The organism is Streptacidiphilus sp. P02-A3a (assembly GCF_014084105.1).
Taxonomy (GTDB): Bacteria; Actinomycetota; Actinomycetes; order Streptomycetales; family Streptomycetaceae; genus Streptacidiphilus.
On record NZ_CP048289.1, the window covers coordinates 1,108,167 to 1,134,014 of the forward strand.

Consider the following 25,848-nt stretch of genomic DNA (forward strand, 5'->3'; position numbering starts at 1 on the left):
GCATGAGTACTGCATCCTCTGCACGATCAACAACCGCCGACTCGGCGGAGGCGCCGCTGCTCCAGGTCCGCGACCTGCACGTGGAGTTCCGCACCCGGGAGGGCGTGGCCCGGGCGGTCAACGGCGTCAACTACAGCGTCCGGGCCGGGGAGACCCTGGCCATCCTGGGCGAGTCGGGCTCCGGCAAGTCGGTGTCCTCGCAGGCGGTCATGGGCATCCTGGACAGCCCGCCGGGGTTCATCACCGGCGGCGAGATCCTGTTCAAGGGCCAGAACCTGCTGGACGTCGGCCGCGAGGAGCGGCGGAAGATCCGCGGCGCGCAGATGGCCATGGTCTTCCAGGACGCCCTGTCGGCGCTGAACCCGGTGCTCACCGTCGGTTACCAGCTCGGTGAGATGTACCGCACGCACAAGGGCACCAGCCGCAAGGAGGCCAAGGCCAAGGCCGTCGAGCTGATGGAGCGGGTCGGCATCCCCGGGGCGAAGGAGCGGGTCAACCAGTACCCGCACCAGTTCTCCGGCGGTATGCGGCAGCGCGTGATGATCGCCATGGCGCTGGCCCTGGAGCCGGACCTGATCATCGCCGACGAGCCCACCACCGCGCTGGACGTCACCGTCCAGGCCCAGGTGATGGAGCTGCTGGCGGACCTCCAGCGCGAGTACAACATGGGTCTGATCCTGATCACCCACGACCTCGGCGTGGTCGCCGACGTCGCGGACAAGATCGCGGTCATGTACGCGGGACGGATCGTCGAGACGGCCCCTGTCCACGAGCTCTACGCCCGTCCCGCGCACCCCTACACCAAGGGCCTGCTGGCCTCGATCCCGCGGCTCGACCAGAAGGGCCAGGACCTCTACGCGATCAAGGGCCTGCCGCCGAACCTGCTGCACATCCCCGGCGGCTGCGCGTTCAACCCGCGCTGCCCGATGGCCCAGGAGGTCTGCCGGGCGGAGGTCCCGCCGCTGAACGCGGTGGCCGAGGAGGACGGCACCGAGCTGGTCGGCCGCGGCAGCGCCTGCCACTTCTGGAAGGAGACCCTCCATGGCTGAGGACCGCGAACCCACCCCCGCGGAGTCCCGGATCGAGGCCGCGCTGGAGAAGCCGGTACAGCGGGGCGAACCGATCCTGCAGATCCGGAACCTGGAGAAGCACTTCCCGCTGACCCAGGGCATCGTGTTCAAGAAGCAGGTCGGCGCGGTGCGGGCGGTCGACGGCGTGACCTTCGACCTGTACCAGGGCGAGACCCTGGGCATCGTCGGCGAGTCGGGCTGTGGCAAGTCCACCCTGGCCAAGGTGCTGATGAACCTGGAGCGGGCGACCGCGGGCGAGGTGCTGTACAAGGGCGAGGACATCTCCCGGGTGACCGGGCGGGCGCTGAAGGCGATCCGCCGGAACATCCAGATGGTCTTCCAGGACCCGTACACCTCGCTGAACCCCCGGATGACGGTGGGCGACATCATCGGCGAGCCGTACGAGATCCACCCCGAGGTGGCGCCCAAGGGCGACCGCCGCCGGGCCGTGCAGGACCTGCTGGACGTGGTCGGGCTCAACCCCGAGTACATCAACCGGTACCCGCACCAGTTCTCCGGCGGCCAGCGGCAGCGCATCGGCATCGCCCGGGGGCTGGCGCTGCGGCCCGAGGTGATCATCTGCGACGAGCCGGTGTCGGCGCTGGACGTCTCGGTCCAGGCCCAGGTGATCAACCTGCTGGGCGGGCTGCAGAAGGAGTTCAACCTCTCCTACATGTTCATCGCGCACGACCTCTCCATCGTCCGGCACATCTCCGACCGGGTCGGCGTGATGTACCTGGGCAAGGTCATGGAGATCGGCAGCGACGAGCAGATCTACGAGCACCCGACGCACCCGTACACCCAGGCGCTGCTGTCGGCGGTGCCGGTGCCGGACCCGTCCGGGCGCGAGGGCCGGGAGCGGATCATCCTCTCCGGGGACATCCCCTCCCCGGCCAACCCGCCGTCCGGCTGCCGGTTCCGTACCCGCTGCTGGAAGGCGCAGGAGAAGTGCGCGCAGGAGGAGCCGCTGCTGGCGGTGCCGCAGGTGTTCCTGGGCCTGCCGACCCCGGCGGCGCACGACTCGGCCTGCCACTTCGCCGAGGACGTGGACATCGTCGGCGCCGGCTGAACACCGGGGTTGCGCCGAAGGGGCCCGACGGCGACTGCCGCCGGGCCCCTTCGTCCTGGTCGTGACCGTCAGACCGCAGCGGTCTCCTCACCGGTGCCGGTGCCGACCGGCGGGGTGTCCGCCGAGGTGATGTCCGCGGTGGTGGTGTCAGCGGCCACTACGGTGACCACGGCGTCCGACAGCGGCGTCTGCAGCGGGAAGTGGCAGGCGGCGGCGTGGCCGGTGCCGAACAGCCGCAGCGCGGGCTCCTCCTCGGCGCACTTCTCCTGCGCCAGCGGGCAGCGGGTGCGGAAGCGGCAGCCCGAGGGCGGCGCGACCGGGCTGGGCAGCTCGCCCTTGATGCCGCCGCCGCGCTTGGAGCGCTCCGTGGCCGGCTCGGGTACCGGGATGGCCTCCAGCAGACCGGCGGTGTACGGGTGCGCGGCCCGCTGGTAGATGTCCTCGCCGCTGCCGACCTCGACCATCTTGCCGAGGTACATCACGCCGATCCGGTCCGCCAGGTACTTCACCACGGCCAGGTCGTGCGAGATGACCACGTACGACAGGTCGTGCGAGGCCTGGAGCCGCTTCATCAGGTTGAGCACCTGCGCGCGGATCGAGACGTCCAGCGCGGAGACCGGCTCGTCGGCGACGATCACCTTGGGGTTCAGCGTGAACGCCCGGGCGAGCCCGAGCCGCTGGCGCTGACCGCCGGAGAACTCGTGCGGGAAGCGCTCCAGGGCGTTCTTCGGCAGGCCGACCTCGCCCAGCAGCTCGGCGACCCGGTCCATCTGCTCCTTGGTCGAGCCGATGCCCTGGATCTGAAGCGGCTCGCGGAGGATGCTGCTGACCCGCATCCGGGGGTCGAGCGAGCTCATCGGGTCCTGGAACATCATCTGGAGGTCGCGCCGGTGGCGGCGGAGCTCGCGCCCGCGAAGGGTGCTGATGTCCCTGCCGTCCAGCGTGACCGAGCCCGCGTTCGGCTTGTCCAGGCCGACGATCATGCGGCCCAGGGTCGTCTTGCCGCAGCCGGACTCGCCGACCAGGCCGAAGGTCTCTCCGTAGCCGAGCGAGAGGGACACGCCGGAGACGGCGTGCACCACGTGCTTGTCCCGGCCGAGGAAGCCGGTGCTGCCGACCGGGAACTCCTTGACCAGGTCCTTCACCTCAAGCAGCGGCTTGGCCGCGGCCTTCTCCGGCTCATCCGCGGAACGCTGCTTCACCACGGTGCTCGAGGTCAGGTCCACCGGGCCGTTGGTGGGGTGCCAGCAGGCGAAGGAGTGCCCCGCCGGGCCGGTGAGCTGCGGCTCCTCCTCACGGCACTGGTCCGTGGCGTAGCTGCACCGGTCGGCGAAGCGGCAGCCGGTCGGCGGGTGGGAGAGGTCCGGCGGCAGACCGGGGACGGTGAACAGCCGCTGGGTGTTGTCCTGGGCCAGCCGCGGGATGGAGGCCAGCAGACCCTGGGTGTAGGGGTGCCGCATCTCCGAGAACAGCTCGTCGGTCCCGGTGGACTCGGCGATCTTGCCCGCGTACATGACGTTGATGCGGTCGGCGTGACCGGCCACCACGCCCATGTCGTGGGTGATCAGGATCATCGCCATGCCGAGGCGTTCCTTGAGGTCCGCCAGCAGGGTGAGGATCTGCGCCTGGATGGTGACGTCGAGTGCGGTGGTGGGCTCGTCCGCGATCAGCACCTTGGGCTCGTTGGCGAGCGCCATGGCGATCATCACGCGCTGCCGCAGGCCGCCGGAGAGCTGGTGCGGGTAGTCCTTCAGGCGCTCCTTGGGGTGCGGCAGACCGACCAGGCCCAGCACCTCGGCCGCCCGGTCCATCGCCTCGGCCTTGGTGCAGCCCTTGTGCAGCAGCACCGGCTCGGCGACCTGGTAGCCGATGGTCTTGGTCGGGTCCAGCGAGCTCATCGGGTCCTGGAAGACCATCGCGATGTCGTTGCCGCGCACCTTGCGCATCTCGCGCTCGGGCAGGCCGACCAGTTCGCGTCCGTCGAGCAGGACCGACGAGTTGTTGACCAGCGCGCCGCCGGGGGGCAGCAGCCCCATCAGCGACAGGCCGGTCATCGACTTGCCGCAGCCGGACTCGCCGACCAGGCCCAGGGTCTCGCCGGGCTCCAGGTGGAAGGAGACGCCGTCGACGGCCTGGACCACGCCCCGGCTGATCTGGATGTGGGTGGTGAGGTCCTTGACCTCAAGAATGGGAGCCATTGTTCTTCCTCGATTCCGTCGCAGTCTCGGCCGTCAGCGCTTGCGCAGTCGGACGTCGACGGCGTCTCGGAGTCCGTCACCGATCAAGTTGAATGCCATCACGACCAGGACCAGGCAGATGCCGACGGGGTAGACCAGCCACCAGTAGCCGGCGGTCAGCGAGTCCTCGGCGTTGCCCAGCTGGGAGCCCCAGTCGGTGCCGGGGTACTTGATGCCGAACGAGAGGAAGCCCAGGGTGGACAGGGCCAGGATCGCGTCGGCGATCTGGAAGGTGACGTTGACGATCACCGTGCCCATGGCGTTGGGGAGCAGGTGGCGGTAGATCAGCCGGGAGTTGCCCGCGCCCATGACCTTGGCGGCGGAGACGAAGTCGCGCACCCGCAGGGTCAGCACCTCACCGCGCACCAGACGGGCCGGGACCAGCCAGGAGAAGACACCGAGGATCAGGCTGAGGTTCCACATGTTCGAGCCGTACTGGTGCGCCACGATGAGCACGACCAGCAGGAACGGCACGGACAGCAGCACGTCGACGATGCGCATCATGATCGCGTCGACGATGCCGCCGATCAGGCCCGCAACCGCGCCCCAGAGGGTGCCGATGACGCTCGCGATGAAGGCGGCCAGGAAGCCGATCTCCAGCGAGGTCTGGCCGCCCAGCATGATCCGGCCGAGCACGTCGAAGCCGTTGTCGTCGCTGCCGAGCGGGTTGCCCGCCTGCGGCGGGCTGTCGATGTTGTCGAGGTTCGTGACCTGCTGCGACGAGTGGTAGAAGTACGGCCCGAGGAAGCAGAAGAGGACGAAGAACACCAGGATCGCGATCCCGGCCAGGGCCAGCTTGTTGCTGGCGAACTCCTTCAGGGTCAGCTTCCAGCCGGTGGCCGTGGGCTCCGACAGGGCGCCGGCGTCGGCCTTGGCGGGTTCGTTCGCGGGCGGGACCGGCGACTGAAGAGTGGTACTCACTTCGACTCCTCCGGACGGTCCGGGGTGGTGCGGGGCTGGGACGGGTTCGGTGTGGTCGCGGTCATGATCACACCAGCCTGATGCGCGGGTCGGTGAGGGACAGCGCGATGTCGGCGACCAGGTTGCCGACCACGGTGAGCACCGCCGTGATCAGCGTGTAGCCGACCAGGACGTCGTAGTCGTCGCCGGTCAGCGAGTTGATGAAGGTGAGGCCCAGACCGTCGATGTTGAAGACGCTCTCGATCAGCAGGTTTCCGGCCACCAGCGCCGGGATCGACAGACCGATCAGGGTGACCATCGGCAGCGAGGCGTTGCGGATCAGGTGGCGGCTGTAGATCATCCGCTCGGAGAGGCCCTTGGCCCGGGCGACCTTGATGTAGTCCTGGGCCAGCACGTCCAGCGCCGAGGAGCGCTGGAACCGGGAGAAGGAGGCGATGTTGGTCACCGAGAGCGTCACCAGCGGCAGGATCAGGTTCTTCGGCACCTCCAACGCCTGGGTGAGCGACTGGTTGCCGGAGATCGTCGGGCTGACCCACTTCAGGTCCAGCGCGAAGAGGTCGACCAGGACCAGCGCGAACAGGAACAGCGGCATCGAGTAGAAGATGAAGGTCAGCGCGGTCGCGGTGATGTCACCGACGCTGTTGCGCTTGACCGCCTGGTAGATGCCCAGCGGCAGCGCGATCACGATCGACAGGACGAGGGAGGTCCCGGACAGGAAGATGCTCAGCGGCCCGCGTTCGCTGAAGATGGCGTCCACCGACTGGTTGAGCTTGTAGGACCAGCCGAAGTTGCCGTGCAGCAGGTTCCCCAGGTAGGTGAGGAACTGCTCCCAGATCGGCTTGTCGTAGCCGGCCTGGTGGTTGAACGCCTTGATGGCGGCGGGGGGAGCCTTCGGGCCCAACTGCATGAGTCCTGGTGACGGCGCGATGATGTGCAGCATCGCGAACGTCATCAGCGTGACGCCCAGGACAACAATGATGGCCGTGCCCAGGCGCCGGATGAGATAGCCCGTCATATCCGGGATCTCCTCCTTCATAGTGATTCGGGGGGAAGGAAGGGGGCGCCGGGGGATCGGCGGCGCCCGGGTGCGACGCCAGCCCACCCGGCCCCGAAGGGATGAACCGGATGGGCTGGCGTCGCACCGAAGGCTGGGGGGACGTCAGCGGTCGCCCCCCAGCGCTCCCGGACTTACTGCTGGGTGAGGAACCATTCCTCGGGCTCGATCTGGAACTGCGTCATGGCGCCGAAGGACGAGGCCGGGCCGGAGATGGTGTTCTTCCAGGCGTAGACGTAGTCAGGCGAGGCGGTGAACAGCACCGGGAGGTCCGTGGTCACCGCGGCGAGCTCCTTGGTGATCGCGGTGGGGTCGGACGACTCGTAGTCGTTCTTGATCAGCTGGTCCATGTTCGGGTCGCTGTAGCCACCCGCGTTGAACGAACCGCCCGTGTTGAACAGGTTGTTGGTGCTGGGGTAGATCCCGTTGGTCATACCGCCGAACTGCGCCAGGCCCCACTTGTTGTCGTACTTCGGGGTGCTGGTGACGTTGGCGTTGGCCGAGACGTTGGCGTCGGTGTCCTGGACCAGGTTCACCTTGATGCCGAGGCTGTCCAGGTTGGAGGCCAGGTCGGTGGCCAGCTGGCCGGTCGCCTTGGGGTCGTTCCCGTAGTAGTACGTGAACGTGATGTCCTGGCCCTTGGTGATGCCCGCGCCGCACTGGGTCGGGCCGGTGCCCGGGTCGGTGCAGGTGGTCGGGGTGCCGGCGCTGCCCACCGTCCAGCCGTGGCTGGTCAGCTGCTGCTTCGCCGAGGCGAGCGAGAACGGGTAGGGGTTGCTCAGCGCGACCGCCGGGGTGTAGGGCGAGACCGGCGCGACGCCGACCGAGCTGTACTCCGGAGCAGCGGCACCTTGGAAGATGCCCTTGATCTCGCCCGCCTCGTCCTGCGAGTAGGCGAGCACCTCACGGAAGTACTGCTTGTCGATGATGTTGTTGAAGTCGTCGGCCTTGTCTTCGAAGTTGAAGATCACGTCGTTGAAGCCGAAGTCGGGCAGACCGTAGTAGGCGAAGCCCTGGGCCTTCAGCGCGGCCAGCTGGTTGACCTGCGACGAGTCGACGTTGAAGACGTCGAGGTTGCCCGCCTTCATGTCGTTGAACTCGGCCGTGGTGCTGGTGTAGGACTTCTCGTCGAAGTTCTGGATCTTCGCCGGGTCCGTGCCGGTGTAGGCGGAGTTCTTGGTGAAGTTGACCGCGTTGTTGGTCGCGTTGTACATCGAGATCTTGAACGGACCGTCGACGTCCTGCCACAGCGGGTTCGACTGGTAGGTCGACAGGCTCTTCGACTGGGTGATCAGGTAGTCGTAGATCGCCTTGGCGTTCGCGGGCTTGGTGAAGTCGAGCTGCGCGCCGGCGGTGGAGGACTTCGCCCAGGTCTTGGAGGGCAGCGGGACGATCTGGTCGAGCTCGACAGCCTGGATCCACGCGGGGTTGTACACCGCGTTGAAGGTGAAGGAGACCGTCTGCGGGTCGACGACCTGAACGTTGCTCAGGTTGTCGGGGAACTGGCTCGGGGTGTAGTTGCCGTCGTTGGCGGCGCTCTCCTTGACGGCGGCCTTGAGCAGGTCGACGTAGAACAGCACGTCGTTGGCGGAGACCTTGCTGCCGTCGCTCCAGGTGTACTGGCCGTTGAGCTTGACGGTGAAGGTCTTGCCGCCGTTGGAGATGACCGGGGCACCGGCGGTGAGCGACTTGGAGTAGTCGTACGTCGGGACCGAGCCCTGCGGGCTCCAGTACAGCGGACGCCAGCTCAGGTACTGGAACTGGTCGATGTTGAACACGTTGGCCTGGGCGGTCGGCGTGATCGGGAAGATCCAGTTGGGGTTGAAGCCAGGAGTCTCGCCGAAGCTGATCGTGCCACCAGTGGTCTGCGTGCCCGACTCCGCCGGAATGGCGCCGTAGGAGTAGTCCGTAGCCAGCTTCGACCCAGCCTTGGGGGCGCTGCCCTTGCTGCTGCTACTGCTGCTGCACGCGGTCAGTGCCATGGCGCCAGCTGCGGCAATTGCCACGCACTGAACAGCCCGGAGGCTCCTTCTGCTCATCTGTTCCCCACTCCCGAAAGTGACAGGCTGTCTGCCAGAGATCACGTTGTGCCGCAAATGCTTTTTGACTCGCTTGGGGACTCATCCTGATGGGATGAGCAGGTCATGTCGACAGATCGCTGATCAAAGATTGGTAACGCTCTAATCGTCGGTAATGGCTCTGATCCTCAGGCGGTCCTTACCGTGCCACCACTGGCCTCGGTGACATGCAGTTTTGCTGAGCGAGGCAGCAAAGGGGGGCAGTGTCCGATATTCGGACGCGGAAAGCTAATGAAAGCTGCCAAAGCGGACATTAGCCGCATTGAGTGGCAATTCACATAAAGCTCACATAAAGGGCGGGAAGTTCAGTTTTGAATTCTCATAACTGAAACAATTTCCGGGAAGCACGGTGGAACTCAGCCGTCTCGGCGGTCGCTTCTCGGGGCGAGTGGCGGAAGCAAGCGAGCGGGCCGGGACCGTTGTCGGTCCCGGCCCGCCCGGGGGTTGAGTTGTTGTGTTCGCGTCAGTAACTACAGGGTGATCGAGGTCGCCCCACCCGGCTTGCTCAGCAGTTGGACCAGCGCCCCGGCGATGTCCTGCGGGGTGACCGGGCCGAGCACGCCGTTGTGCTTGACCTCCACGTTGGCGAAGGTGGGCCCGTACACGTCGGCGAGCTTGCCCAGGTCGAAGACCGGCACCATCGTGCCCGAGGCGTCCGGCTGGAGCGACAGCGCCTTGCTGAAGGTGATCCGCCCGAACTCCTCGGGGATGCCCTGGACGGTCACGGTGAAGTGGTGCGCCATCGCCCACTTGCCGATGCCGTCCGCCGCCGCCTGCACCGCCGTGGCCGAGGCCTTGGGCTGGGCGGCGGTCAGCGCGAGCTGGACCGGCTTGTCCGCGACCCCGTTCGCGCGGGCCTGGTAGGCCTGCTGCACAGCCGTCATGGCGGCGTTCACGTCCAGGCTCTGCCCCGGCTGCGGCAGCGTCGTCACCACCGTCCCGTCGGCGCTGAAGTGGACGCTGCCCTCGCGGGGGCTGCCGGAGCCGGTGGAGATCTGCTGGAGCGCGTAGCGCAGCTTGTCCGGGTCGACCACCACCACCGGGGCGATCGGGTGGGTCCCGCCGAAGAGCGACTCGACCACGGTGACCGGGCTGTAGCTGTGGTGGGTGGCCGCCTGCACCGTCGCCGTGGTGTCGATGGTCAGCCCCGCCATCACCGGGTCCAGGGCGATCGTCCTGCTGCCCAGGGCCAGCTGCAGCGGCTGCGTGGCCAGCTTGCCGACCGTGCCGTTCAGCGTGTTCACGGCGCTGTCGCGGGTGTCCCCGCCGATGCTGTAGCCGAGGACGGTGGTGCCCTTGGGCACGTCCGCCTGGTTGAGCATCAGCCCGGCGCCGTAGGCGACCGCGCCGACCAGCACCAGCGTGCCTATGCCGGTCATCAGCAGCTTGCGCGCCTTGCCGCCGCGCCTGGGCTTGGCCTTCGTCGCGGCCTTCGGCTGGGTCTCCGCCTCCGCCTCCGCCTCGGCCTCGGTGCCGGGCTTGCGCGGCGGCGCGCCCGCGCCGCCGGTCCCGCCCGCGTACCCGGCCGGGACCGGCGCGGGGGTCGGCACCGGCGGTGTCTTCTCGGCGCCGCCGGGCTGGCCCGCGCCGCCCTTCTTGGCGTTCTTCTGGGCACCGCCCTTGGGAGTGCCGCCCTTCGGGGCGTTCCCCTTCGGGGTGTTCCTGTTCTGGGCGTTCCTGTTCGGGGTGTTGCTGGGCGCGGCCTCGGCCGGGGCCTGCGGCTGGGCCTGCTGGGCCGGAGCCGGGGGGGCCTCGTCGCGGAACAGCGGCAGCGCGGCGGTGGCCTCGAAGGCGTCCTCGGGCTGCGGCGCGCGCGGCGCGGCGGCGGGGCCGCCGGCGGCGTTGGCGGCGGTCAGGCCACCGGTGAAGCCGGGGAGCTGCGAGTACGTCCGGTCCGGGGCGGGCGGCTGCGGCGGCAGCGCCGTCTGCTCGGTCTGCTCGTACTCCGGCTGCTGGTAGTCGGCCTGCGGGTACCCGCCGCTCTGCTCGTGACCCGGCTGCTCGAACTGGCCGGTCTGCTCGAACTGGCTCGGCTGCTCGAACGCGCCGGTCTGCTCGTAACCGGGCTGCTGGTAGCCGCCGGGCTGCTCGTAACCGGGCTGCTCGTACCCGAACGCGTCCGGCTGGGGCGCGAACTGCGCCTCGAAGCGCGGGTCGAACTGCTGCGGGTCGAACGGCTGCGGGTCGAACGGCTGGGCCTCGAACGGCGGTGGGGCGGCCGGGGGCTCGAACGGCTGCTGCTCGAACTGCGGCGCGGCGGCCTGCGGCGGAGCCGCCTGCGGTGCCGCCTGCGGGTCGAACTGCGGCGGGAGCGCCTGCTCCGGCTGCTCCGGCTGCTGGTGGGCCGGGAACGGCGGCTCGAACGGGGCCTGGGTCGGCGCCGTCGGGCGGCCCTTCTTCCGCGGCACGAACCAGGTGCCGGTACCGCCCGCCTCCGGTGCGCCCTCGGCCGCCCCGGCCGGGGCGGCGGGTGCCGCCGGGGCGGCCGCCGCGCGGTTCTGGGTCTGCCACTCCGCCGGCAGGTCGGGCGGGGTGACCGTGCCGGAGCCGCCCTCCATCACCCCGAGCACCGGCGAACCGGTCGCGTCGGAGCGGTGTCGCCGCTTCGGCAGCGGTGGCGGAGGCGCCTCGGCGGCGGTCTGCTCCTCCGCCTCCCCCTCCGACGGCTGCGCGTCGGCCACCGGGCTGCGGACGACCACCGGCGGGATCGGCCGGGAACCCGGGATGTTGATCCGGATCCTGGTGGTCAGCGTCTGCTCGGTACGAGGCTCCTCGGCGGAGTCCTGCGGCTGCCCGGCTCGGGAGAAGGCAGGGTCGCTGGGCATGCCGTAGGGCGGTGTCCCCGACGGATACGCGCCGCCGCTGGGGCGGGGCGGAGTCGGCGACGGGTTGTCAGTTTCTCGGCTCACTGGCTCTGCTCCGGTTCGCTCCACCGCCTGTGGGGACGGGGTGCGGTCGTGGATCGTGCGTCCTAGGCGAATCGTGCGCCCCCGCGCTGCGAGCACTACCTTACTGGGCCTGCATCTGCCCCGGATCGCATCCCGGAATCAGCTGCTCAACGCTTCGGTTGCAGGATCCGCGGCAGCGAGCGCATCGTGGCGGTCACCACCGACAGGACCATCCCGCCGAGCAGGAAGAGGTAGCTGCCCGCGTCGGAGACCAGCAGGAAGTCGCCCTCGGGCCGCGGCGACAGCGCGATCATCTGCACCGCGAACCAGCCGACGGCGGGCAGCGCCGCCCCCGGCCGGGTGCCGGTGAGCAGTCGGCCGCCGCAGCAGAGCGCGACCAGCCCGGCCAGCGCCAGCAGCAGCCCGCCGGGGAACCACAGCGGCTGCACGAAGACCCCGGCCACGCCGACGGCCACGCCCAGCACGGTCAGCAGCAGGTAGGCCGCCCCCCGGGCCTGCGCGCCCAGCGGGTACTCGGCCCGGGGCGGCTGCGGGGAGGCGGAGCGCGGGGCGGGGACCACGGCCCGGCCGAGCCGGTTCTCGGGGTGCCTCATCGGGCCGCCTCCGGCTGCCGCGCCGCCGGGGCGGGCTCGCCGTCGGCCGGGCCCAGCCCGGCGAAGAGGTCGCCCTCCCAGCCGTCGGCGCCGCGCGGCCCGGCCTCGCCGTGCACCAGCCGGTAGTACTCGGTGACCGGCATCGGCTGGCCCAGGTCGTTCGACAGCGCGAAGAAGGGGCCGTCCACCGCGATCTGGGTGGCGTGCGCCCGCATCGCGGCGCTCTTGTTCCGGGCGAAGGCGCTGCCGTCGACGGCGGCGGTGACCTGGTCGTCGTCGACCACGCCGGGGACGTCCTCGGCGGAGGCGATCCCCGGGAAGGGGGACTCCTTGCCCGCCGCGCGCAGCGCCGCGAAGCCCGCCTCGACCACCGAGCGCGGCATGCAGTTCCAGTAGACCTTGGCGATGGCGTGGACCTCGCCGAGCTCCGGCCGGAACGCCGGGTCGGCGGCCAGCTCGCGGGCCCGCATCGCGACCCGGTGCGCCTGGATGTGGTCCGGGTGGCCGTAGCCGCCGTCGGGGTCGTAGGTCACCAGCACCTGCGGGCGCACCTCGCGGACCACGGCGACCAGGTGCGCGGCGGCCTCGTCCAGGTCGGCCCGCCAGAAGGAGTCCGGACGGCGGTTGCTCTCCACGCCCATCATCCCGGAGTCCCGGTAGCGCCCGGGGCCGCCCAGGAAGCGGTGGTCGGTCACACCCAACTCGCGCATGGCCGCCGCGAGTTCACCGATACGCCAGGCGCCGAGGGAGTCCTCCCGGTCGGCGGCCAGATGCGCCAGCCCGGCACCGATCACTTCACCCTCCTCACCGAGGGTGCAGGTGACGAGGGTGACGTGGTCCCCCTCCGCCGCGTAGCGGGCCATGGTGGCGCCGTTGCCGATCGACTCGTCGTCCGGGTGGGCGTGGACGAGGAGCAGGCGGCGGGCGGCCGAGGGGGATTCGGGCGGCTGGGCAGTCATGGCATCAGCGTACGTGCCGGGACTGACGGCCGACTCCTCAGAGCTTGATGCCCGACAGCATCCCGGCGACGTTGGTCGTCAGGGTGTGGATGGACGGGGCGATCGAGGTGGACGCCAGGTAGAAGCCAAGCAGGGTGCAGGCGAAGGCGTGCCACATCTTGAGTCCGGAGCGCCGGACCAGTAGGACCACCACGACGAGCATCAGGACTGCGGCGGAAATCGGCAGAATCATCTCGACTCACCTCTCAGCAGCGGTACGGCTGGGACGGCCGACCGACGGGCGGGGCGGGTATCGGGCGCTGGTTTCGACCCCGCGCCGGAACGGCTCGATTGATCGATACCCATCGAGTGACCGAGAAGTCACTCCTGGTCATCATGCATATGCCCACGCCTTCCCGCACGGCAGGAGGCCGTTTGGACACGCTGCGTCACAGTTGGCCGGTGGCTGAACGGGCGAGCGGATCCTGTGAAGCGTTTCGAATGGATCTTCCAGCTGGGGCCGGGGCCGGACTAGGGTCGAAGGATGACCACGGAGATCTCCTTCCCCCGCCAGCACTCGCGGACGCAGCGCTTCACGCTCGGCGCACCCCGCTCGTTCACCGTCTCACCGGACGGCCGCAGGGTGGTCTTCCTGCGCTCCGCCGGTGGGGCCGAACGGGCGAACCTGCTCCAGGTCCTCGATCTGCCCGAGGGAGGTGCTCCATCCGAGCGAGTCGCGGCCGACCCGGTGGCGCTGCTGGGCGGCGGCGGCGAGCAGCTGACCGCCGAGGAGCGGGCCCGCCGCGAGCGCAGCCGGGAGAGCTCCTCCGGCGTCGTCGGCTACGCCACGGACGGTGACGTGCGGCTGGCGGCGTTCGCGCTGTCCGGGCGGCTGTTCACGGCCGGGCTGCTGGCCGAGGACACCGCCCGCGAGCTGCCCGCGACCGGACCGGTGCTGGACCCGCGCCCGTCGCCGGACGGCCGCCACATCGCGTACGCCACCACCGGAGGCGAGCTGCGGGTGATCTCCGCCGACGGCGGCGGCGACCGGGTGCTCGGCCTGCCGGACGGACCCGAGGTGACCTGGGGCCAGGCGGAGTTCATCGCGCAGGAGGAGATGGACCGCAGCCGGGGCTACTGGTGGGCCCCGGAGGGGGACCGGCTGCTCGCCGCCCGGGTCGACAACAGCCCGGTCCAGCGCTGGTGGATCGCCGACCCGGCCAACCCGGAGCGCCCGGCCGCCGAGGTCGCCTACCCGCGGGCCGGCAGCCCGAACGCCGAGGTCACCCTGGCCGTGCTGGGCCTGGACGGCAGCCGGGTCGAGGTCGCCTGGGACCGGGCGGCGTACCCCTACGTGGCCCGCGCCCACTGGTCGGCCGGCGGCCCCCCGGTGCTGCTGGTGCAGGCCCGGGACCAGCGCAGCCAGCTGTTCCTGATGGTGAACCCGGCGAACGGGGTGACCACCCCGCTGCACGCCGAGGAGGACGCGGTCTGGCTGGACCTCTTCGGCGGGGTCCCCGCCTGGACCCCCGGCGGCGGGCGGCTGGTGCGGATCTCCGACGAGGCCGGGGTGCGCAGCCTGGTCGTCGGCACCCGGGTGCTCACCTCGGCCGCGCTGCACGTCCGCTCGGTGCTGGACATCGGCGCGGAGGACGTGCTGGTCGCGGCCTCGGCCGGGGAGGCGGCGGCCGATCCGGAGATCGGCGAGGTGCACCTGTACCGGGTGTCCGACGAGGGCGTCACCCGGGTCACCGCCGAGCCCGGCTACCACTCCGGCGTGCGCGCCGGGGCGGTCACCGTGCTGGTGTCCGCCTCCCTGCGGCACTCGGGGTCCCGGGTCGTGGTGCTGCGCGACGGCCGGGAGGTGGCCCGGATCGCCTCCCTGGCGCAGGCCCCGGTGATCACCGCCCGGCCGGTGCTGACCTCGGCCGGGCGCGGCCGGATCCCCGCGGCGGTGCTGCTGCCCACCGGCTACGACCGGGCGCGGGACGGCCTGCTGCCGGTGCTGATGAGCCCGTACGGCGGTCCGCACGGCCAGGTGGTGCTGGCGGCGCAGAACCCGCACCTGACCTCCCAGTGGTTCGCCGACCAGGGCTTCGCGGTGGTGGTCGCGGACGGCCGGGGCACCCCGGGGCGCAGCCCGGCCTGGGAGAAGTCGATCGCCTTCGACTTCGCCGGGGTCACCCTCGACGACCAGGTCGAGGCGCTGCGGGCACTGGCCGAGGAGTTCCCGCTGGACCTGGAGCGGGTCGCCATCCGCGGCTGGTCCTACGGCGGCTACCTGGCCGCGCTGGCCGTGCTGCGCCGCCCGGACGTCTTCCACGCGGCGGTCGCCGGGGCCCCGGTCACCGAGTGGGAGCTGTACGACACCCACTACACGGAGCGCTACCTGGGCGACCCGGCGGTACGTCCGGAGGTCTACGCGGCGAACTCGCTGACCGCCGACGCGGCCAAGCTGAGCCGCCCGCTGCAACTGATCCACGGCCTGGCGGACGACAACGTGGTGGTCGCGCACAGCCTGCGGCTGTCCTCGGCGCTGCTGGCGGCGGGCCGCCCGCACGAGGTGCTGCCGCTGTCCGGGGTCACCCACATGACTCCGCAGGAGGAGGTCGCGGAGAACCTGCTGCTGCTCCAGGTGGACTTCCTGCGGCGGTCGCTGGGCCTGGGCTGACGGTGCGGCGGCGGGCGGGGTCCACCGCCCGCCGCCGCACCCCGGTTCAGTGCGTCGGCAGCGCGATCAGCTGGGTGCCGATCGCGAAGTAGACGCCGGAGCCGTCCGCCACCAGCGACAGGTTCTGGTTGTTGGCCGCGGCCGGGTTGCTGTAGGACCAGTTGCAGGCGCCGGTGGCCGCGTTCACCGCGTACAGCACGCCCTTCTCGTCGACCACGTAGACCATGCCGTTGGCGGCCACCACCCCGCCGCCGATGGAGAACCCGTTGGCGGCGGCGGTCTGCCACAGCTTGTCGCCGTTGGCGGGGTTGAAGCAGTACAGGGTGTTGTCGCCGCAGACGAAGGCGCGGCCCTGGCCGTCGGTGCTGGGCGCGTAGTAGCCCAGGTTGTCCGGGTCGTAGGTGACGGCCTGCCAGGCCGGTCGGCCGCTGGCGACGTCGTAGGCGTTCACCTCGTTGCCGCCGGTGTAGAAGACGCTGCCGACCAGGCAGCCGTCGGTGCCGCCGGGACCGTCGAAGGTCGCGCTGTTCGGGGTGACCGACCAGGTCCTGGCGCCGGTGGCGACGTCGATGCCGCTGGCGACACCGCTGTCGTTCTGCTCGTTCAGGCTGACCACGGTGCTGCCGCCGGCCGGTACCAGCAGCGAACCGATGTACGAGCCGGTCTTGGTGTAGAGGGTCTGGTGGGTGTTGATGTCCACCGCCCACAGGCCGTTGACGCCGACGCCCTGGGTGGTGTTGGCGGTGATCAGCAGGGTGCTGCCGGTGATGCCGTAGGCGCCCTGGAGCTCCCAGCCGTTCTGCTGGAAGGTGATCGACCACTTGGTGGCGCCGCTGGCGAGGTCCACCACCAGCAGCACGGTGGTGCCCTGGGAGGTGGTCCCGACCAGGTAGCCGGTGTCGCCGACGAGCAGCGGGATGGTGGAGATGGTGCCGCTCTGGACGTCGGCGGAGCCGGGCCACCGGGAGCTGCCGTCGCTGGTCTTCAGGCCCTTGGTGGAGTTGGTGCAGACGGCGACCACGGTGCCGTTGCTGACGCCGAGGTCGTACACGGTGTCGTTCAGCACCTGCGTCCACAGCGGCTTGGCGGCCGGACCGGCCAGCGTGCCCGGGGCGTTCGCCGGGGCCACCGGGGCGCCGCCGGTGGGGCTGACGCTGGGGGCGGCGGTGGCCGAGGGGGTGCCGCTGGGGGTGGGGCTCGCGCCGCCGCTGGCGCTGGCGCTGGGGCTGGTGCTGGGGCCCGGCTGGGGCTTGCCGCCGCCGCTGAGCGCCATGGCGGTGGCCGCGCCGCCGAGCACCACCACGCCGCCGCCGATCAGACCGATCAGGCCGCGTCGGCTCAGCCCGGAGCCCTTCGGCGGCAGCGGCCGGGTCGGCGTGCCGCCCTGGCCCTGCTGCGGGCCCTGCTGCTGGACCGGTCCCGGCTGGCCCTGCTGCGGGCCGTAGGCGGGCGGGTAGGCGGGCGGGAACGGCGGCGTGGCCGGGGGGTAGCCCTGCTGCTGGCCCTGCTGCGGCGGGTACTGCGGCGCCGCGAACGGCGGCGGGGTGGGCGGGCCGAAGCCCTGCGGCGGCGCGGTCGGGGCGGTGGTCGGGACCGGGGGCACGGCCACGCCGGTCAGCACCGAGTTGGCCCCGGCGATGTCGGCCAGGACCGCCGGGGGCAGCCAGCCGCCGGTGAAGGCCGGGGCGTTCTCGCTGAGCGCGGAGACCAGCTGCGCGGGGGTCGGCCGGTTCGCCGGGTCCTTGGCCAGGCAGGCGCGGACGGCGTCACGCAGCGACTCGGGCACCCCCGACAGGTCGGGCTCCTGGCTGACCACCCGGTACAGCAGGGCGGGTGTCGGACCGTCACCGAAGGGGCCGTTGCCGTTGGCGGCGAAGGCCAGGGTCGCGCCGAGCGCGAAGACGTCGGTGGCGGGCACCACCTGGTTGCCCATGGCCTGCTCGGGGGAGAGGAAGCCGGGGGAGCCGACCACGAAGCCGGTGGAGGTCAGCGCGGTGCCCTCGACCGCCCGGCTGATGCCGAAGTCGATGACGTGCGGGCCGTCCGCGGCCAGCATCACGTTCGCGGGCTTGAGGTCGCGGTGGATCACTCCGGCGCGGTGGATCTCCTGCAGCGCCTCGGCCAGGCCGACGCCGAGCGCGCGCAGCACCGGCTCGCCGAAGCCGCCGTGCTTGCGCACCGCCGCGCTGAGCGGGACGCCGGGGACGAAGGTGGTGGCCAGCCAGGGCATGGCGGCCTCGGTGTCGGCGTCCACGACCGAGGCGGTGAACGCGCCGGAGACGGCGCGGGCGGCCTCCACCTCGCGGCGGAAGCGGGCACGGAAGTCCTCGTCGGCGGCGAACTCGCGCCTGACGAGCTTGACCGCCACCGTCCGGCCACCGGCCGAGCGTCCCAGGTACACCGCTCCCATTCCGCCCGCGCCCAGCCGCCCGAGCAGCGTGTACGGACCAGCCTGGCGTGGATCGTCGGCTTCGAGCGGTTCCATGGTTCTGTTCCCCCATCGGAAAGTGGTGCGGACGCGCTGAGGTTAGTCCACCCAGAAGGAATGATGGGCACCACCAGCCCCACAGGTATCAGCCTGTGATACGGCCCGCCATGACATCCGTCATGCCGGGTGCAGGAGCGCCGGCACTGCCGCCGCCACCCGGCCTTCCGGCACTGTGGACACCGTCAGCACGACGGGATCAGGTCGAGGAAGCAGAGGAAGCGATGAGCACGTCCGTAGAGCAGCGCACGGGGGCGGGTCGAACGGGCCCGGGCTCCGGGGAAGTGGCGGCCTTCCGCAACGTCAGCAAGCACTTCGGGGCGGTGAAGGCGGTCAACGACATCAGCCTGACCCTGCACCCGGGGGAGACCGTGGCCTTCCTCGGCCGCAACGGGGCGGGCAAGTCCACCAGCATCGACATGCTGCTGGGCCTGCGTGACCCCTCGTCAGGCAGCATCACCCTGTTCGGCGGGACCCCGCGCCAGGCCATCGTGAACGGCCGGGTCGGCGTGATGCTGCAGAGCGGCGGCCTGATGCCGGACGTCAAGGTCCGCGAGCTGGTCGACCTCGCCTGCAAGGTCCACCCGCGCGGCTACCAGGTCGACCAGGTGCTGGAGACCGCCGGGATCACCGAGATCGCCGACCGCATGGTCGACAAGCTCTCCGGCGGCCAGGAGCAGCGGGTCCGCTTCGCCATCGCCACCGCCGGGGACAGCGACCTGATCGTCCTGGACGAGCCCACCACCGGCATGGACGTCAAGGCCCGGCAGGCCTTCTGGGCGGTGATGCGGGCCCAGGCCGACGCGGGCCGCACCGTCCTGTTCGCCACCCACTACCTGGAGGAGGCGGACTCCATCGCCGACCGGGTGCTGGTCATGCACAACGGTCGGCTGATCGCCGACGGCACGGCGGCGGAGATCAAGGCCCGGGCCGGGCTGCGCAAGATCTCCTTCGACGTCCACCCGGAGGACGGCGCGGACCTGTCGCTGCTGAGGTCCCTCCCGGCGCTCTCCGCGCTGGACGTCAGCGGCCACACCGTCCGGATCAGCAGCGACGACGCCGACGCGACCGTCGCCGCGATCTACCGGGCCGGTTTCTACCCGCGCGGCCTTGAGGTCGCCGGGGTGGGCCTGGAGCAGGCCTTCATCGCCATCACCGGTGAGCAGGACGCCGCCGACGAGTCCGCCGCGCACGCCACGTTCGACAAGGGGAACGCACGATGATCACGCTGATCAAGCTGGAGGTCCTGCGGGTCCTCCGCAACCGCCGCTACCTGGTCTTCACGCTCGTCCTCCCGGTCGTCCTCTACAGCGTGATGGTCGGCGCCTACGGCAAGGCCGGCTCGCTGGACGGGGTGTCGGTCAAGGAGTACTTCATGGTCGCCATGGCGACCCTGGGCACCGTCTCCGCCTCGATGACCACCAACGCCAACCGGATCGCGCTGGAGCGCAAGAGCGGCTGGGCCCGCCAGCTGCGGCTGACCGCGCTGCCCGGCTACGGCTACGTGGTCGCCAAGATCGCCTCCACCGCCGCCTCCACCCTGCCCGCGATCCTGGTGGTCTTCGCCCTCGCCTACGGCCAGGGCGTGCGGCTCTCCGTGAGCGAGTGGCTGCTGCTCGGGCTGACCCTGTGGCTGGGCGGCTTCGTCTTCGCGGGGCTCGGCGTGGCCCTCGGCTACTCCGCCGCCCCGGACTCGATCCAGCCGATCATCATGATCGTCTACACCGTGATGCTGATCCTCGGCGGCACCTACGGCCAGATCGGCGGCAGCTTCGGCTCCTTCGCCAAGTGGACCCCGATGGCGCTCTACAACGAACTCGGCCGGGTGGCGCAGACTGGGTCCTCGGTCGGTGTCGGCACCCTCGCCGCGGTGCTCGGCTACGCCGTGGCCTTCATCGGCCTCGCGGCCTTCCTGTACCAGCGGGACCGCCGCGAGGCCTGACCCCCCCGGTACGGCACACCCAGCGGCAGCGGAGCAGGAGGACCGGAATGCGCGACATCGGAGCTGTGCGGATCGGCCAGCCGGCCGAGAACCGGCGCCAGAAGATGGTGAAGCTCTGCTGGGTGTCGCTGTGGATGCTCTACCTCGCCTACCCGGTCGGCGACCTGGTCGACGGCACGCACAGCGCCGCCGAGCGGATCGCCGGCTGGGTCATGCTGGCCGCCTTCATCGGCAGCTACGGCGCGGTGGTGGTGCGCCGCCAGGTCCGCGGCACGCTCCGGGCCTGGTGCGCGTCCGACCTGGTGGTGCTGCTGGCGATGGCCTCCGTGGCCACCGCCGCCTGCTACCTGCTGGGCAGTCCCTGGCTGACCCTGCTCAGCTACACCGCCATCGCCGCCGCCGGCAGCCTGCCGGAGAGGTACTCGGTGCCGGGGGTGGCCGTGGTCACCGGCTACCTGGTCGTGGTCGGCTTCACCTGCCCGAACCCCAACGCCTCGGCCACCGTCACCGCCGCCCTCAGCGCCTTCCTCGGCGGGGCGGCGATGTCCGGTCTGCACCGGATGATCCACACCATGTGGGAGCTGCGCGAGGCCCGCGCGGCGGTGGCCGCCCTGTCCGCCTCCTCCGAGCGGCTGCGGATGGCCCGCGACCTGCACGACCTGCTCGGCCACTCGCTCTCGCTGATCACCCTGAAGACCGAGCTGACCGCCCGGTTCCTGGACCAGGAGCGCTACGAGGAGGCCCGGGCGCAGGTCGCCGACATCGAGCGGGTCAGCCGCCAGTCGCTGGTCGACGTCCGCGAGGCGATCGGCGGCTACCGGCGGCCGAAGCTGGCGGTGGAGCTGGCGGCGGTGCGCACCGCGCTCAGCGCCGCCGACGTCGTGGTCGACGCCGACGAGTCCGTCGGCGAGGGCCACCCGGGCCTCGGCCCGGAGGAGGAGGGGGCGCTCGGCTGGGCGCTGCGCGAGGCCGCGACCAACATCGTCCGGCACAGCGGCGCCAAGCTCTGCCAGGTCCGGCTGGCCGAGTTCATGACCGAGGAGGGCACGCGCACGCTGCGGCTGGAGGTCCTCGACGACGGATCCGGAACCAAGTACCCCGGCCGGGGCAACGGCCTGACCGGGCTCTCCGAGCGGCTGGCGCTGGCCGACGGCACGCTGGAGACCGGCCCGGGACCGCGCGGGCGCGGCTTCCGGGTCCGGGCCACCGTTCCGCTGCGGGCGCAGCGCTCGGCGCTGACCGACGAGCCGGTGGCCGGTACCGTGCAGCAGTGATCAGAATTCTTCTCGCCGAGGACCAGGGCATGGTCCGTGAGGCGCTGGCCGCGCTGCTCGGCCTTGAGGGCGACATCGAGGTGGTCGCCCAGGTGTCGCGCGGCGACCAGGTGGTCGCGGCGGCGCTCGCGCACGAGGTCGAGGTGGCGGTGCTGGACATCGAGATGCCCGGGCTGACCGGCATCGAGGCCGCCGCGCTGCTGCGCCGGGAGCGTCCCGCCGTCAAGATCGTGATCGTCACCACCTTCGGCCGCCCCGGCTACCTGCGCCGCGCCATGGAGGCGGGCGCCGACGCCTTCCTGGTCAAGGACGCGCCCGCGTCCGAGCTGGCCGAGGCGGTACGCCGGGTGCTGCGCGGCGAGCGGGTGATCGACCCGATGCTGGCCGCCGCCGCCCTGGCCGAGGGGGCCAACCCGCTGACCTCGCGCGAGCGCGAGGTGGTCGCCGCGGCGGCGGACGGCAGCGCCAACCACGAGGTGGCCAAGCGGCTGTGCCTGTCCGAGGGGACGGTCCGCAACTACCTGTCGGCGGCGATCCAGAAGACCGGGGCCCGCAACCGCGCCGAGGCGGTCCGGATCGCCCGGGAGAAGGGCTGGCTCTAGGGGTTCAGCCGCAGCAGGGTGATCCCGTCCTGCCGGGTCACCAGCCGGTACTGGCCGGAGCCCTGGTCGGCGGCCACCTCGGCGGCGATCCGCGGCATCGGGCAGGGGAACTTGGTCGGGTCGGTGGCGTCGAACAGCACCCACTGCGGGGGCTTCGGCGGCGGCGGGGTCTGCTGGCAGATCAGGGTGACCGTGGCCCGGTCGGTCAGCTGCGGCGCGAGCCGGTTGGTGGCCTCGACGGTGGCGCCGTCGGGTATCAGCGCCATGATCCGGGCCGCGATCCGCACGTGCGCCGGGGTGGTCCAGGTACCCGGCTCGACCAGCTCCACCAGCGGGTGCAGCGGCAGCGTGCCGAGGGTGACCGCCAGGCCGAGCCCGCAGCGCCGCCGCAGCCCGCGGGCGCCGAGCAGCGCGCCGTCCCGGTCCATCGCCTCGATCGCGGCGGCGAACACGATCGGCATCAGCACCGCGCTGTAGTGCTCCGAGGTGCCGTAGTAGCTGGCGTTGGCGGAGACGAAGCGCCAGCCCAGGGTCGGCAGCAGCAGCAGCGCCAGCGGCGAGCGCAGCGCCAGGAACCCGGTCGGCGCCAGCAGCATCAGCACCGTCCAGTACTTCACCGGCGGCCAGAAGAAGTGCAGCCCGGTCGCCAGCAGCGACAGGTGGTGCCCGGGCACGGCCACCGTGCCGCCGCTGGATATCTCGTTCCAGTAGTCGAAGCTGCCGTTGGCGTTCACCGAGGGCAGGATCACCAGCACCTCCAGCGCGCTGCCGAGCACCCCGGCCGCCGCCAGCGACCAGCCCAGGCGGCGCGGCCCGCGCCAGGCGATGTACCCGCCGAGCATCGCCAGGGTCAGCCCCAGGTCCTCCTTCACCAGCAGCAGCGGCAGCCCCCACAGCGCCGCCGCCCGCCAGCGCCGCTCCCCGGCCGCCGCCAGCGCGAACGCCAGCAGCGGCACCGCCAGGCAGACCTCGTGGAAGTCGAAGTGGATCATCTCGGCCAGGCCCCAGGAGGCGCCGAAGCTCAGCCCCACCCAGGCGGACGCCCTCGGCCCGCGCACCCGGTGCGCCCACAGCACCAGCGGTACCACCGCCACCGCGGTCACCGCCGCCTGGCCGACCAGCAGCGTCAGCGGCGTCGGGAACAGCCGGTAGAACGGCGCGAAGATCACCAGCAGCGGGTGGAAGTGGTCCCCCAGCAGGTCGAACCCGGGCCCCTTGAGGGGGGTGACCGGGAGCCGGCCGTGGGCGTAGGCGCGGATCGCCTGCTCGAATATCCCCAGGTCGTAGCCGGTGGACTGGAAGCGCTGATGCCGCCGGACGGAGATCGCGCAGTACGCCGCGAAGAACACCCCGGCCAGCACCCAGGCCTGGACCCTGGGCCGCACCCAGGTTCGCTGCCACCAGCCGCCGACGGCGTCCGGCCGGGGTGGGGCGACGGACACGGGCTGGGTCAGGGACCGGCTCATCTCCGGGAGGCCGCCTTCGGATCTCGTTCTGGGCACAGAAGCGCACCGGACGCTAGCAGGCCAGTTCGATCCAGGTTCGGGCAGGTACGGACCCGGCGGTCAGTTCAGCCGGTGCCGGGCGGCCTTGGCGTCCAGCCGGACCCGGGCCGCCGACTCCGGATCGAAGGCGTCCAGGATCCGCGCGTAGGACTCCATCTCCACCGCCCCCTCGACGAAGTGCCCGGTGCGCACCAGCAGTTCGCCGCGCTCCAGGCGCAGCTGCGCCGGGTGCCGGGGGAGCAGCAGCGACAGCTCGGTCGCCCACAGCTGGGTGCGGGCGTGCTCCGGGCGGGCGGTGGCCCAGCTGCGGATGTTGCCGAGGACCCGCAGCACGATGTCCACCGGCTCGGCCGGGCGCAGCATCTCCGGGTCCAGCGGGTAGCCGGCCTCGGCGACGATCGCCTCGGCGTCCCGGTGGGTCAGCGGCTGCCCGCCCCGGAACGGGTCCGCCAGCACGTACTCGCCGTCCGGGTCGCCGACGCCGACCACGAAGTGGCCGGGCAGGGCCACCCCGTAGACCGGCAGGCCCAGGCTTTGGCCGACGTGGATCCAGACCAGCGAGAGCATGATCGGCAGGCCCCGGCCGGTCCGCAGCACCTGGTGCAGCAGCGAGGACTCCAGCCGCCGGTAGGCGCTCGGGCCGCCGCGCAGGTCGGCCGCGCCCGCCAGCGCGCCCGCCAGCAGCCCGGCCGCCCGGGCGGGCGGCACCGGTCCGCCCCCGGCTGCCGCCAGCTCGGCGGCGGCGCGTCCGGCCAGCTTGCCGAGGGTCTCCAGGCTGGGCGCGATCGCCGCCTCCAGGCCGCCGCCGGGGCCGCTGTCCGGTCCGCTGTCCGGGCCGCTGTCGGCGCTCGCGGCGCCGAGGTCCGCCTCGAAACCCATGAGCAGGCACAGCAGCACCGGGTCGGGCCGCTCGGCCCTCGCCTCGGCGGCGAACCGCTTCCTGCTCTGCTCGGTCATCGCGGGGGATTCTATGCGTCCCGGGCCCCGCTGAGGCCGCATCAGCCGTCGACGCAGCCGAGCGGCGGGTGCGCTACGCCTCCGGCCGGCGCCGGTAGTGGTAGCGGTGGTGGGTCCGGAAGCCCAGTCGGTCGTAGAGCCGGATCGCGTTCTCGTTCTCCGGCTCGACCTGGAGGTACGCCAGGTCGGCGCCCTCGTCGGCGGCGGCGCGGGCGAGCGCGGCGGTGACGGCGGTGGCCAGGCCGCGCCGCCGCTGGTCCGGGGCGACCTCCAGCGCGGCCAGCCCGACCCAGCGGCCGTCCACGGCGCAGCGGCCGATCGCCGCCGGGGCCTCGCCCGGCGCGCCCGGCACCGTGGCGAACCAGACCGAGGGGCCGCCGGTGAGCACCGCCAGCGCGGTCGGGGCGAGATCGGGGTGCCGCACCCGGCGGTAGCGGGCCAGCCAGCCCGGGCCGGGCTCGCGGCTGAGCAGCACCCCGGCCGCCGCTGCCGCCCGGTCGTCCACCAGCGGTGCCAGCGGCGCGGTCTGGAACAGCGCGGAGGCACTCGGGGCCCAGCCGCGTTCGGCGAGCGCGGCGTCCAGCGGGTCCTCCAGGTCGGTCTGCACCACGGCGGGCAGGCCGAAACCGCCGTACCAGTCGCGGACCCGCTCCAGCGCCTGGTCCAGCGGCAGGCCCGGATCGCTTGCGGGCAGCACCGAGTTGGCCCGGTTGGTGAAGCCCTTCGCGGCCCGCAGGACCCAGCCGCCGAGGGCGGCGGTCTCGGTGCCGGGCCAGCCGCGCCCGGCGATCCGCTGCAACTCGGCGCTGCCCACGGCCAGGTGCGCGGCCACCGCGCGCTCGCCCCGGCGAACCGGAGCCGGGGGTACCGCCTTGGCCGCGACCAGCGACTCCTCGGCGATCTGCCGGGGTTCGGCGTCCCGTCCCAGTACCGTGAGTACCCCTTTGTCCCACGATGTGAGCACGCCGACCACATCGCTGAACACCGGACGGCCGTCGCGGACCTCCGAGACTCGCCGTACGGAGACACGTCTTCCCAGGTCAGCTGGGGTGATCTGGACCTCTGCTCGTCCACGTCCGATAGTGTTGTCCGCCATAACCGCCACCTCCAGTGCATTCGCCGCCATAGAACGGCGATACTAGAGGCGGGCATCGACGACGCCGCGCTTCCCTGCGCGAATGCCAGCCCCTACGAGGAGGAACGTCAGCGTGACCTACGTCATCGCGCAGCCTTGTGTCGACGTCAAGGACAAGGCGTGCATCGAGGAATGCCCTGTCGACTGCATCTACGAGGGCCAGCGGTCCTTGTACATCCACCCCGACGAGTGTGTCGACTGTGGTGCGTGTGAGCCGGTCTGTCCGGTTGAGGCCATCTTCTACGAGGATGACACGCCGGAGGAGTGGAAGGACTACTACCGGGCGAACGTCGACTTCTTCGACGACCTGGGCTCGCCCGGCGGCGCCTCCAAGCTCGGCGTGATCGAGAAGGACCACCCGCTGATCGCGGCCCTTCCGCCGCAGAACCACTGATTGCGCCACTGTGA

At 71.5% G+C, this 25,848-nt stretch carries 20 protein-coding genes; 8 read left to right on the forward strand and 12 right to left on the reverse strand.

Annotated features, from left to right (window positions below):
* Nucleotides 1-2: 2 nt before the first annotated feature.
* Entirely contained in the window at nt 3-1,049 is a 1,047-nt protein-coding gene (locus tag GXP74_RS05140) for an ABC transporter ATP-binding protein (RefSeq protein ID WP_182450226.1), read from the forward strand.
* Nucleotides 1,042-2,139 (forward strand): ABC transporter ATP-binding protein, encoded by a 1,098-nt coding sequence (locus tag GXP74_RS05145; protein ID WP_182450227.1) that lies wholly within the window; start codon nt 1,042-1,044, stop codon nt 2,137-2,139. The genes GXP74_RS05140 and GXP74_RS05145 overlap by 8 nt, the downstream gene beginning before the upstream one ends.
* Before the next feature lie 68 nt (nt 2,140-2,207).
* Here GXP74_RS05145 and GXP74_RS05150 read toward each other — a convergent pair whose 3' ends face one another.
* The 8 genes from GXP74_RS05150 to GXP74_RS05185 form a co-directional block, all read right to left on the reverse strand.
* The gene (locus GXP74_RS05150; RefSeq protein ID WP_182450228.1) at nt 2,208-4,337 is read right to left on the reverse strand and encodes an ABC transporter ATP-binding protein; all 2,130 of its coding nucleotides are present in this window, start codon (nt 4,335-4,337) and stop codon (nt 2,208-2,210) included.
* Nucleotides 4,338-4,370: 33 nt separating this feature from the next.
* Nucleotides 4,371-5,297: an ABC transporter permease gene (locus tag GXP74_RS05155; RefSeq protein WP_225447725.1), complete on the reverse strand. Its 927-nt coding sequence runs from the start codon at nt 5,295-5,297 to the stop codon at nt 4,371-4,373.
* Between the two features lie 67 nt (nt 5,298-5,364).
* A complete protein-coding gene (locus tag GXP74_RS05160) occupies nt 5,365-6,312 on the reverse strand; it encodes an ABC transporter permease (RefSeq protein WP_182450229.1) in 948 nt (315 codons plus the stop codon).
* A gap of 173 nt (nt 6,313-6,485) precedes the next feature.
* Nucleotides 6,486-8,333, reverse strand: coding sequence for an ABC transporter substrate-binding protein (locus GXP74_RS05165; RefSeq protein ID WP_182450230.1), 1,848 nt, complete (start codon nt 8,331-8,333; stop codon nt 6,486-6,488).
* Nucleotides 8,334-8,899: 566 nt separating this feature from the next.
* Entirely contained in the window at nt 8,900-11,254 is a 2,355-nt protein-coding gene (locus GXP74_RS05170; protein ID WP_182450231.1) for a hypothetical protein, read from the reverse strand.
* Between the two features lie 230 nt (nt 11,255-11,484).
* Nucleotides 11,485-11,931, reverse strand: coding sequence for a DUF6113 family protein (locus GXP74_RS05175; RefSeq protein ID WP_225447726.1), 447 nt, complete (start codon nt 11,929-11,931; stop codon nt 11,485-11,487).
* Nucleotides 11,928-12,890 (reverse strand): N-acetyl-1-D-myo-inositol-2-amino-2-deoxy-alpha-D-glucopyranoside deacetylase, encoded by a 963-nt coding sequence (gene mshB / locus GXP74_RS05180; RefSeq protein ID WP_182450232.1) that lies wholly within the window; start codon nt 12,888-12,890, stop codon nt 11,928-11,930. The genes GXP74_RS05175 and mshB overlap by 4 nt, the downstream gene beginning before the upstream one ends.
* 37 nt (nt 12,891-12,927) lie before the next feature.
* Nucleotides 12,928-13,122: a hypothetical protein gene (locus tag GXP74_RS05185; protein WP_182450233.1), complete on the reverse strand. Its 195-nt coding sequence runs from the start codon at nt 13,120-13,122 to the stop codon at nt 12,928-12,930.
* 291 nt (nt 13,123-13,413) lie between these two features.
* On the opposite strand from GXP74_RS05185, the gene GXP74_RS05190 reads away from it, so the two are divergent.
* A complete protein-coding gene (locus GXP74_RS05190; RefSeq protein WP_182450234.1) occupies nt 13,414-15,540 on the forward strand; it encodes an alpha/beta fold hydrolase in 2,127 nt (708 codons plus the stop codon).
* A 46-nt stretch (nt 15,541-15,586) separates the two neighbouring features.
* On the opposite strand, the gene GXP74_RS05195 is transcribed toward GXP74_RS05190, so the two are convergent.
* Nucleotides 15,587-18,025: a serine/threonine-protein kinase gene (locus GXP74_RS05195; RefSeq protein WP_182450235.1), complete on the reverse strand. Its 2,439-nt coding sequence runs from the start codon at nt 18,023-18,025 to the stop codon at nt 15,587-15,589.
* 224 nt (nt 18,026-18,249) lie between these two features.
* On the opposite strand from GXP74_RS05195, the gene GXP74_RS05200 reads away from it, so the two are divergent.
* Genes GXP74_RS05200 through GXP74_RS05215 form a run of 4 tightly spaced genes read left to right on the forward strand, consistent with a single transcriptional unit; the run spans nt 18,250 to nt 21,843 of the window.
* Nucleotides 18,250-19,248 (forward strand): ABC transporter ATP-binding protein, encoded by a 999-nt coding sequence (locus GXP74_RS05200; protein WP_182450236.1) that lies wholly within the window; start codon nt 18,250-18,252, stop codon nt 19,246-19,248.
* Entirely contained in the window at nt 19,245-19,967 is a 723-nt protein-coding gene (locus GXP74_RS05205; RefSeq protein ID WP_182450237.1) for an ABC transporter permease, read from the forward strand. Before GXP74_RS05200 ends, GXP74_RS05205 begins: the two co-directional genes overlap by 4 nt.
* Before the next feature lie 47 nt (nt 19,968-20,014).
* Entirely contained in the window at nt 20,015-21,241 is a 1,227-nt protein-coding gene (locus GXP74_RS05210; protein WP_182450238.1) for a sensor histidine kinase, read from the forward strand.
* Complete coding sequence (locus GXP74_RS05215) at nt 21,238-21,843, forward strand: response regulator transcription factor (protein ID WP_182450239.1); 606 nt, start codon at nt 21,238-21,240, stop codon at nt 21,841-21,843. Before GXP74_RS05210 ends, GXP74_RS05215 begins: the two co-directional genes overlap by 4 nt.
* Here GXP74_RS05215 and GXP74_RS05220 read toward each other — a convergent pair.
* From GXP74_RS05220 to GXP74_RS05230, 3 genes are all read right to left on the reverse strand, one after another.
* Nucleotides 21,840-23,309, reverse strand: coding sequence for a DUF2079 domain-containing protein (locus tag GXP74_RS05220; protein WP_182450240.1), 1,470 nt, complete (start codon nt 23,307-23,309; stop codon nt 21,840-21,842). The genes GXP74_RS05215 and GXP74_RS05220 overlap by 4 nt on opposite strands.
* Before the next feature lie 99 nt (nt 23,310-23,408).
* Nucleotides 23,409-24,305, reverse strand: a complete 897-nt coding sequence (locus GXP74_RS05225) for a transglutaminase-like domain-containing protein (protein ID WP_182450241.1) — start codon at nt 24,303-24,305, stop codon at nt 23,409-23,411.
* A 73-nt stretch (nt 24,306-24,378) separates the two neighbouring features.
* The gene (locus GXP74_RS05230; protein WP_182450242.1) at nt 24,379-25,401 is read right to left on the reverse strand and encodes a GNAT family N-acetyltransferase; all 1,023 of its coding nucleotides are present in this window, start codon (nt 25,399-25,401) and stop codon (nt 24,379-24,381) included.
* 112 nt (nt 25,402-25,513) lie between these two features.
* Between GXP74_RS05230 and fdxA the strand changes: the two genes are divergently transcribed.
* Nucleotides 25,514-25,834, forward strand: coding sequence for a ferredoxin (gene fdxA / locus GXP74_RS05235; protein WP_182450243.1), 321 nt, complete (start codon nt 25,514-25,516; stop codon nt 25,832-25,834).
* Nucleotides 25,835-25,848 lie beyond the last annotated feature (14 nt).

Bases quoted from the DNA above. Each gene is read 5' to 3' on its own strand.
- GXP74_RS05200 (WP_182450236.1), top strand. From the start codon at position 18,250: ATGAGCACGTCCGTAGAGCAGCGCACGGGGGCGGGTCGAACGGGCCCG.
- mshB (WP_182450232.1), bottom strand. From the start codon at position 12,890: ATGACTGCCCAGCCGCCCGAATCCCCCTCGGCCGCCCGCCGCCTGCTC.
- GXP74_RS05165 (WP_182450230.1), bottom strand. From the start codon at position 8,333: ATGGCACTGACCGCGTGCAGCAGCAGTAGCAGCAGCAAGGGCAGCGCC.
- GXP74_RS05150 (WP_182450228.1), bottom strand. From the start codon at position 4,337: ATGGCTCCCATTCTTGAGGTCAAGGACCTCACCACCCACATCCAGATC.
- GXP74_RS05140 (WP_182450226.1), top strand. From the start codon at position 3: ATGAGTACTGCATCCTCTGCACGATCAACAACCGCCGACTCGGCGGAG.
- GXP74_RS05210 (WP_182450238.1), top strand. From the start codon at position 20,015: ATGCGCGACATCGGAGCTGTGCGGATCGGCCAGCCGGCCGAGAACCGG.
- GXP74_RS05220 (WP_182450240.1), bottom strand. From the start codon at position 23,309: ATGAGCCGGTCCCTGACCCAGCCCGTGTCCGTCGCCCCACCCCGGCCG.
- GXP74_RS05225 (WP_182450241.1), bottom strand. From the start codon at position 24,305: ATGACCGAGCAGAGCAGGAAGCGGTTCGCCGCCGAGGCGAGGGCCGAG.
- GXP74_RS05195 (WP_182450235.1), bottom strand. From the start codon at position 18,025: ATGGAACCGCTCGAAGCCGACGATCCACGCCAGGCTGGTCCGTACACG.
- GXP74_RS05185 (WP_182450233.1), bottom strand. From the start codon at position 13,122: ATGATTCTGCCGATTTCCGCCGCAGTCCTGATGCTCGTCGTGGTGGTC.
- GXP74_RS05170 (WP_182450231.1), bottom strand. From the start codon at position 11,254: ATGCCCAGCGACCCTGCCTTCTCCCGAGCCGGGCAGCCGCAGGACTCC.
- GXP74_RS05205 (WP_182450237.1), top strand. From the start codon at position 19,245: ATGATCACGCTGATCAAGCTGGAGGTCCTGCGGGTCCTCCGCAACCGC.
- GXP74_RS05175 (WP_225447726.1), bottom strand. From the start codon at position 11,931: ATGAGGCACCCCGAGAACCGGCTCGGCCGGGCCGTGGTCCCCGCCCCG.
- GXP74_RS05190 (WP_182450234.1), top strand. From the start codon at position 13,414: ATGACCACGGAGATCTCCTTCCCCCGCCAGCACTCGCGGACGCAGCGC.
- GXP74_RS05145 (WP_182450227.1), top strand. From the start codon at position 1,042: ATGGCTGAGGACCGCGAACCCACCCCCGCGGAGTCCCGGATCGAGGCC.
- GXP74_RS05230 (WP_182450242.1), bottom strand. From the start codon at position 25,401: ATGGCGGACAACACTATCGGACGTGGACGAGCAGAGGTCCAGATCACC.
- GXP74_RS05160 (WP_182450229.1), bottom strand. From the start codon at position 6,312: ATGACGGGCTATCTCATCCGGCGCCTGGGCACGGCCATCATTGTTGTC.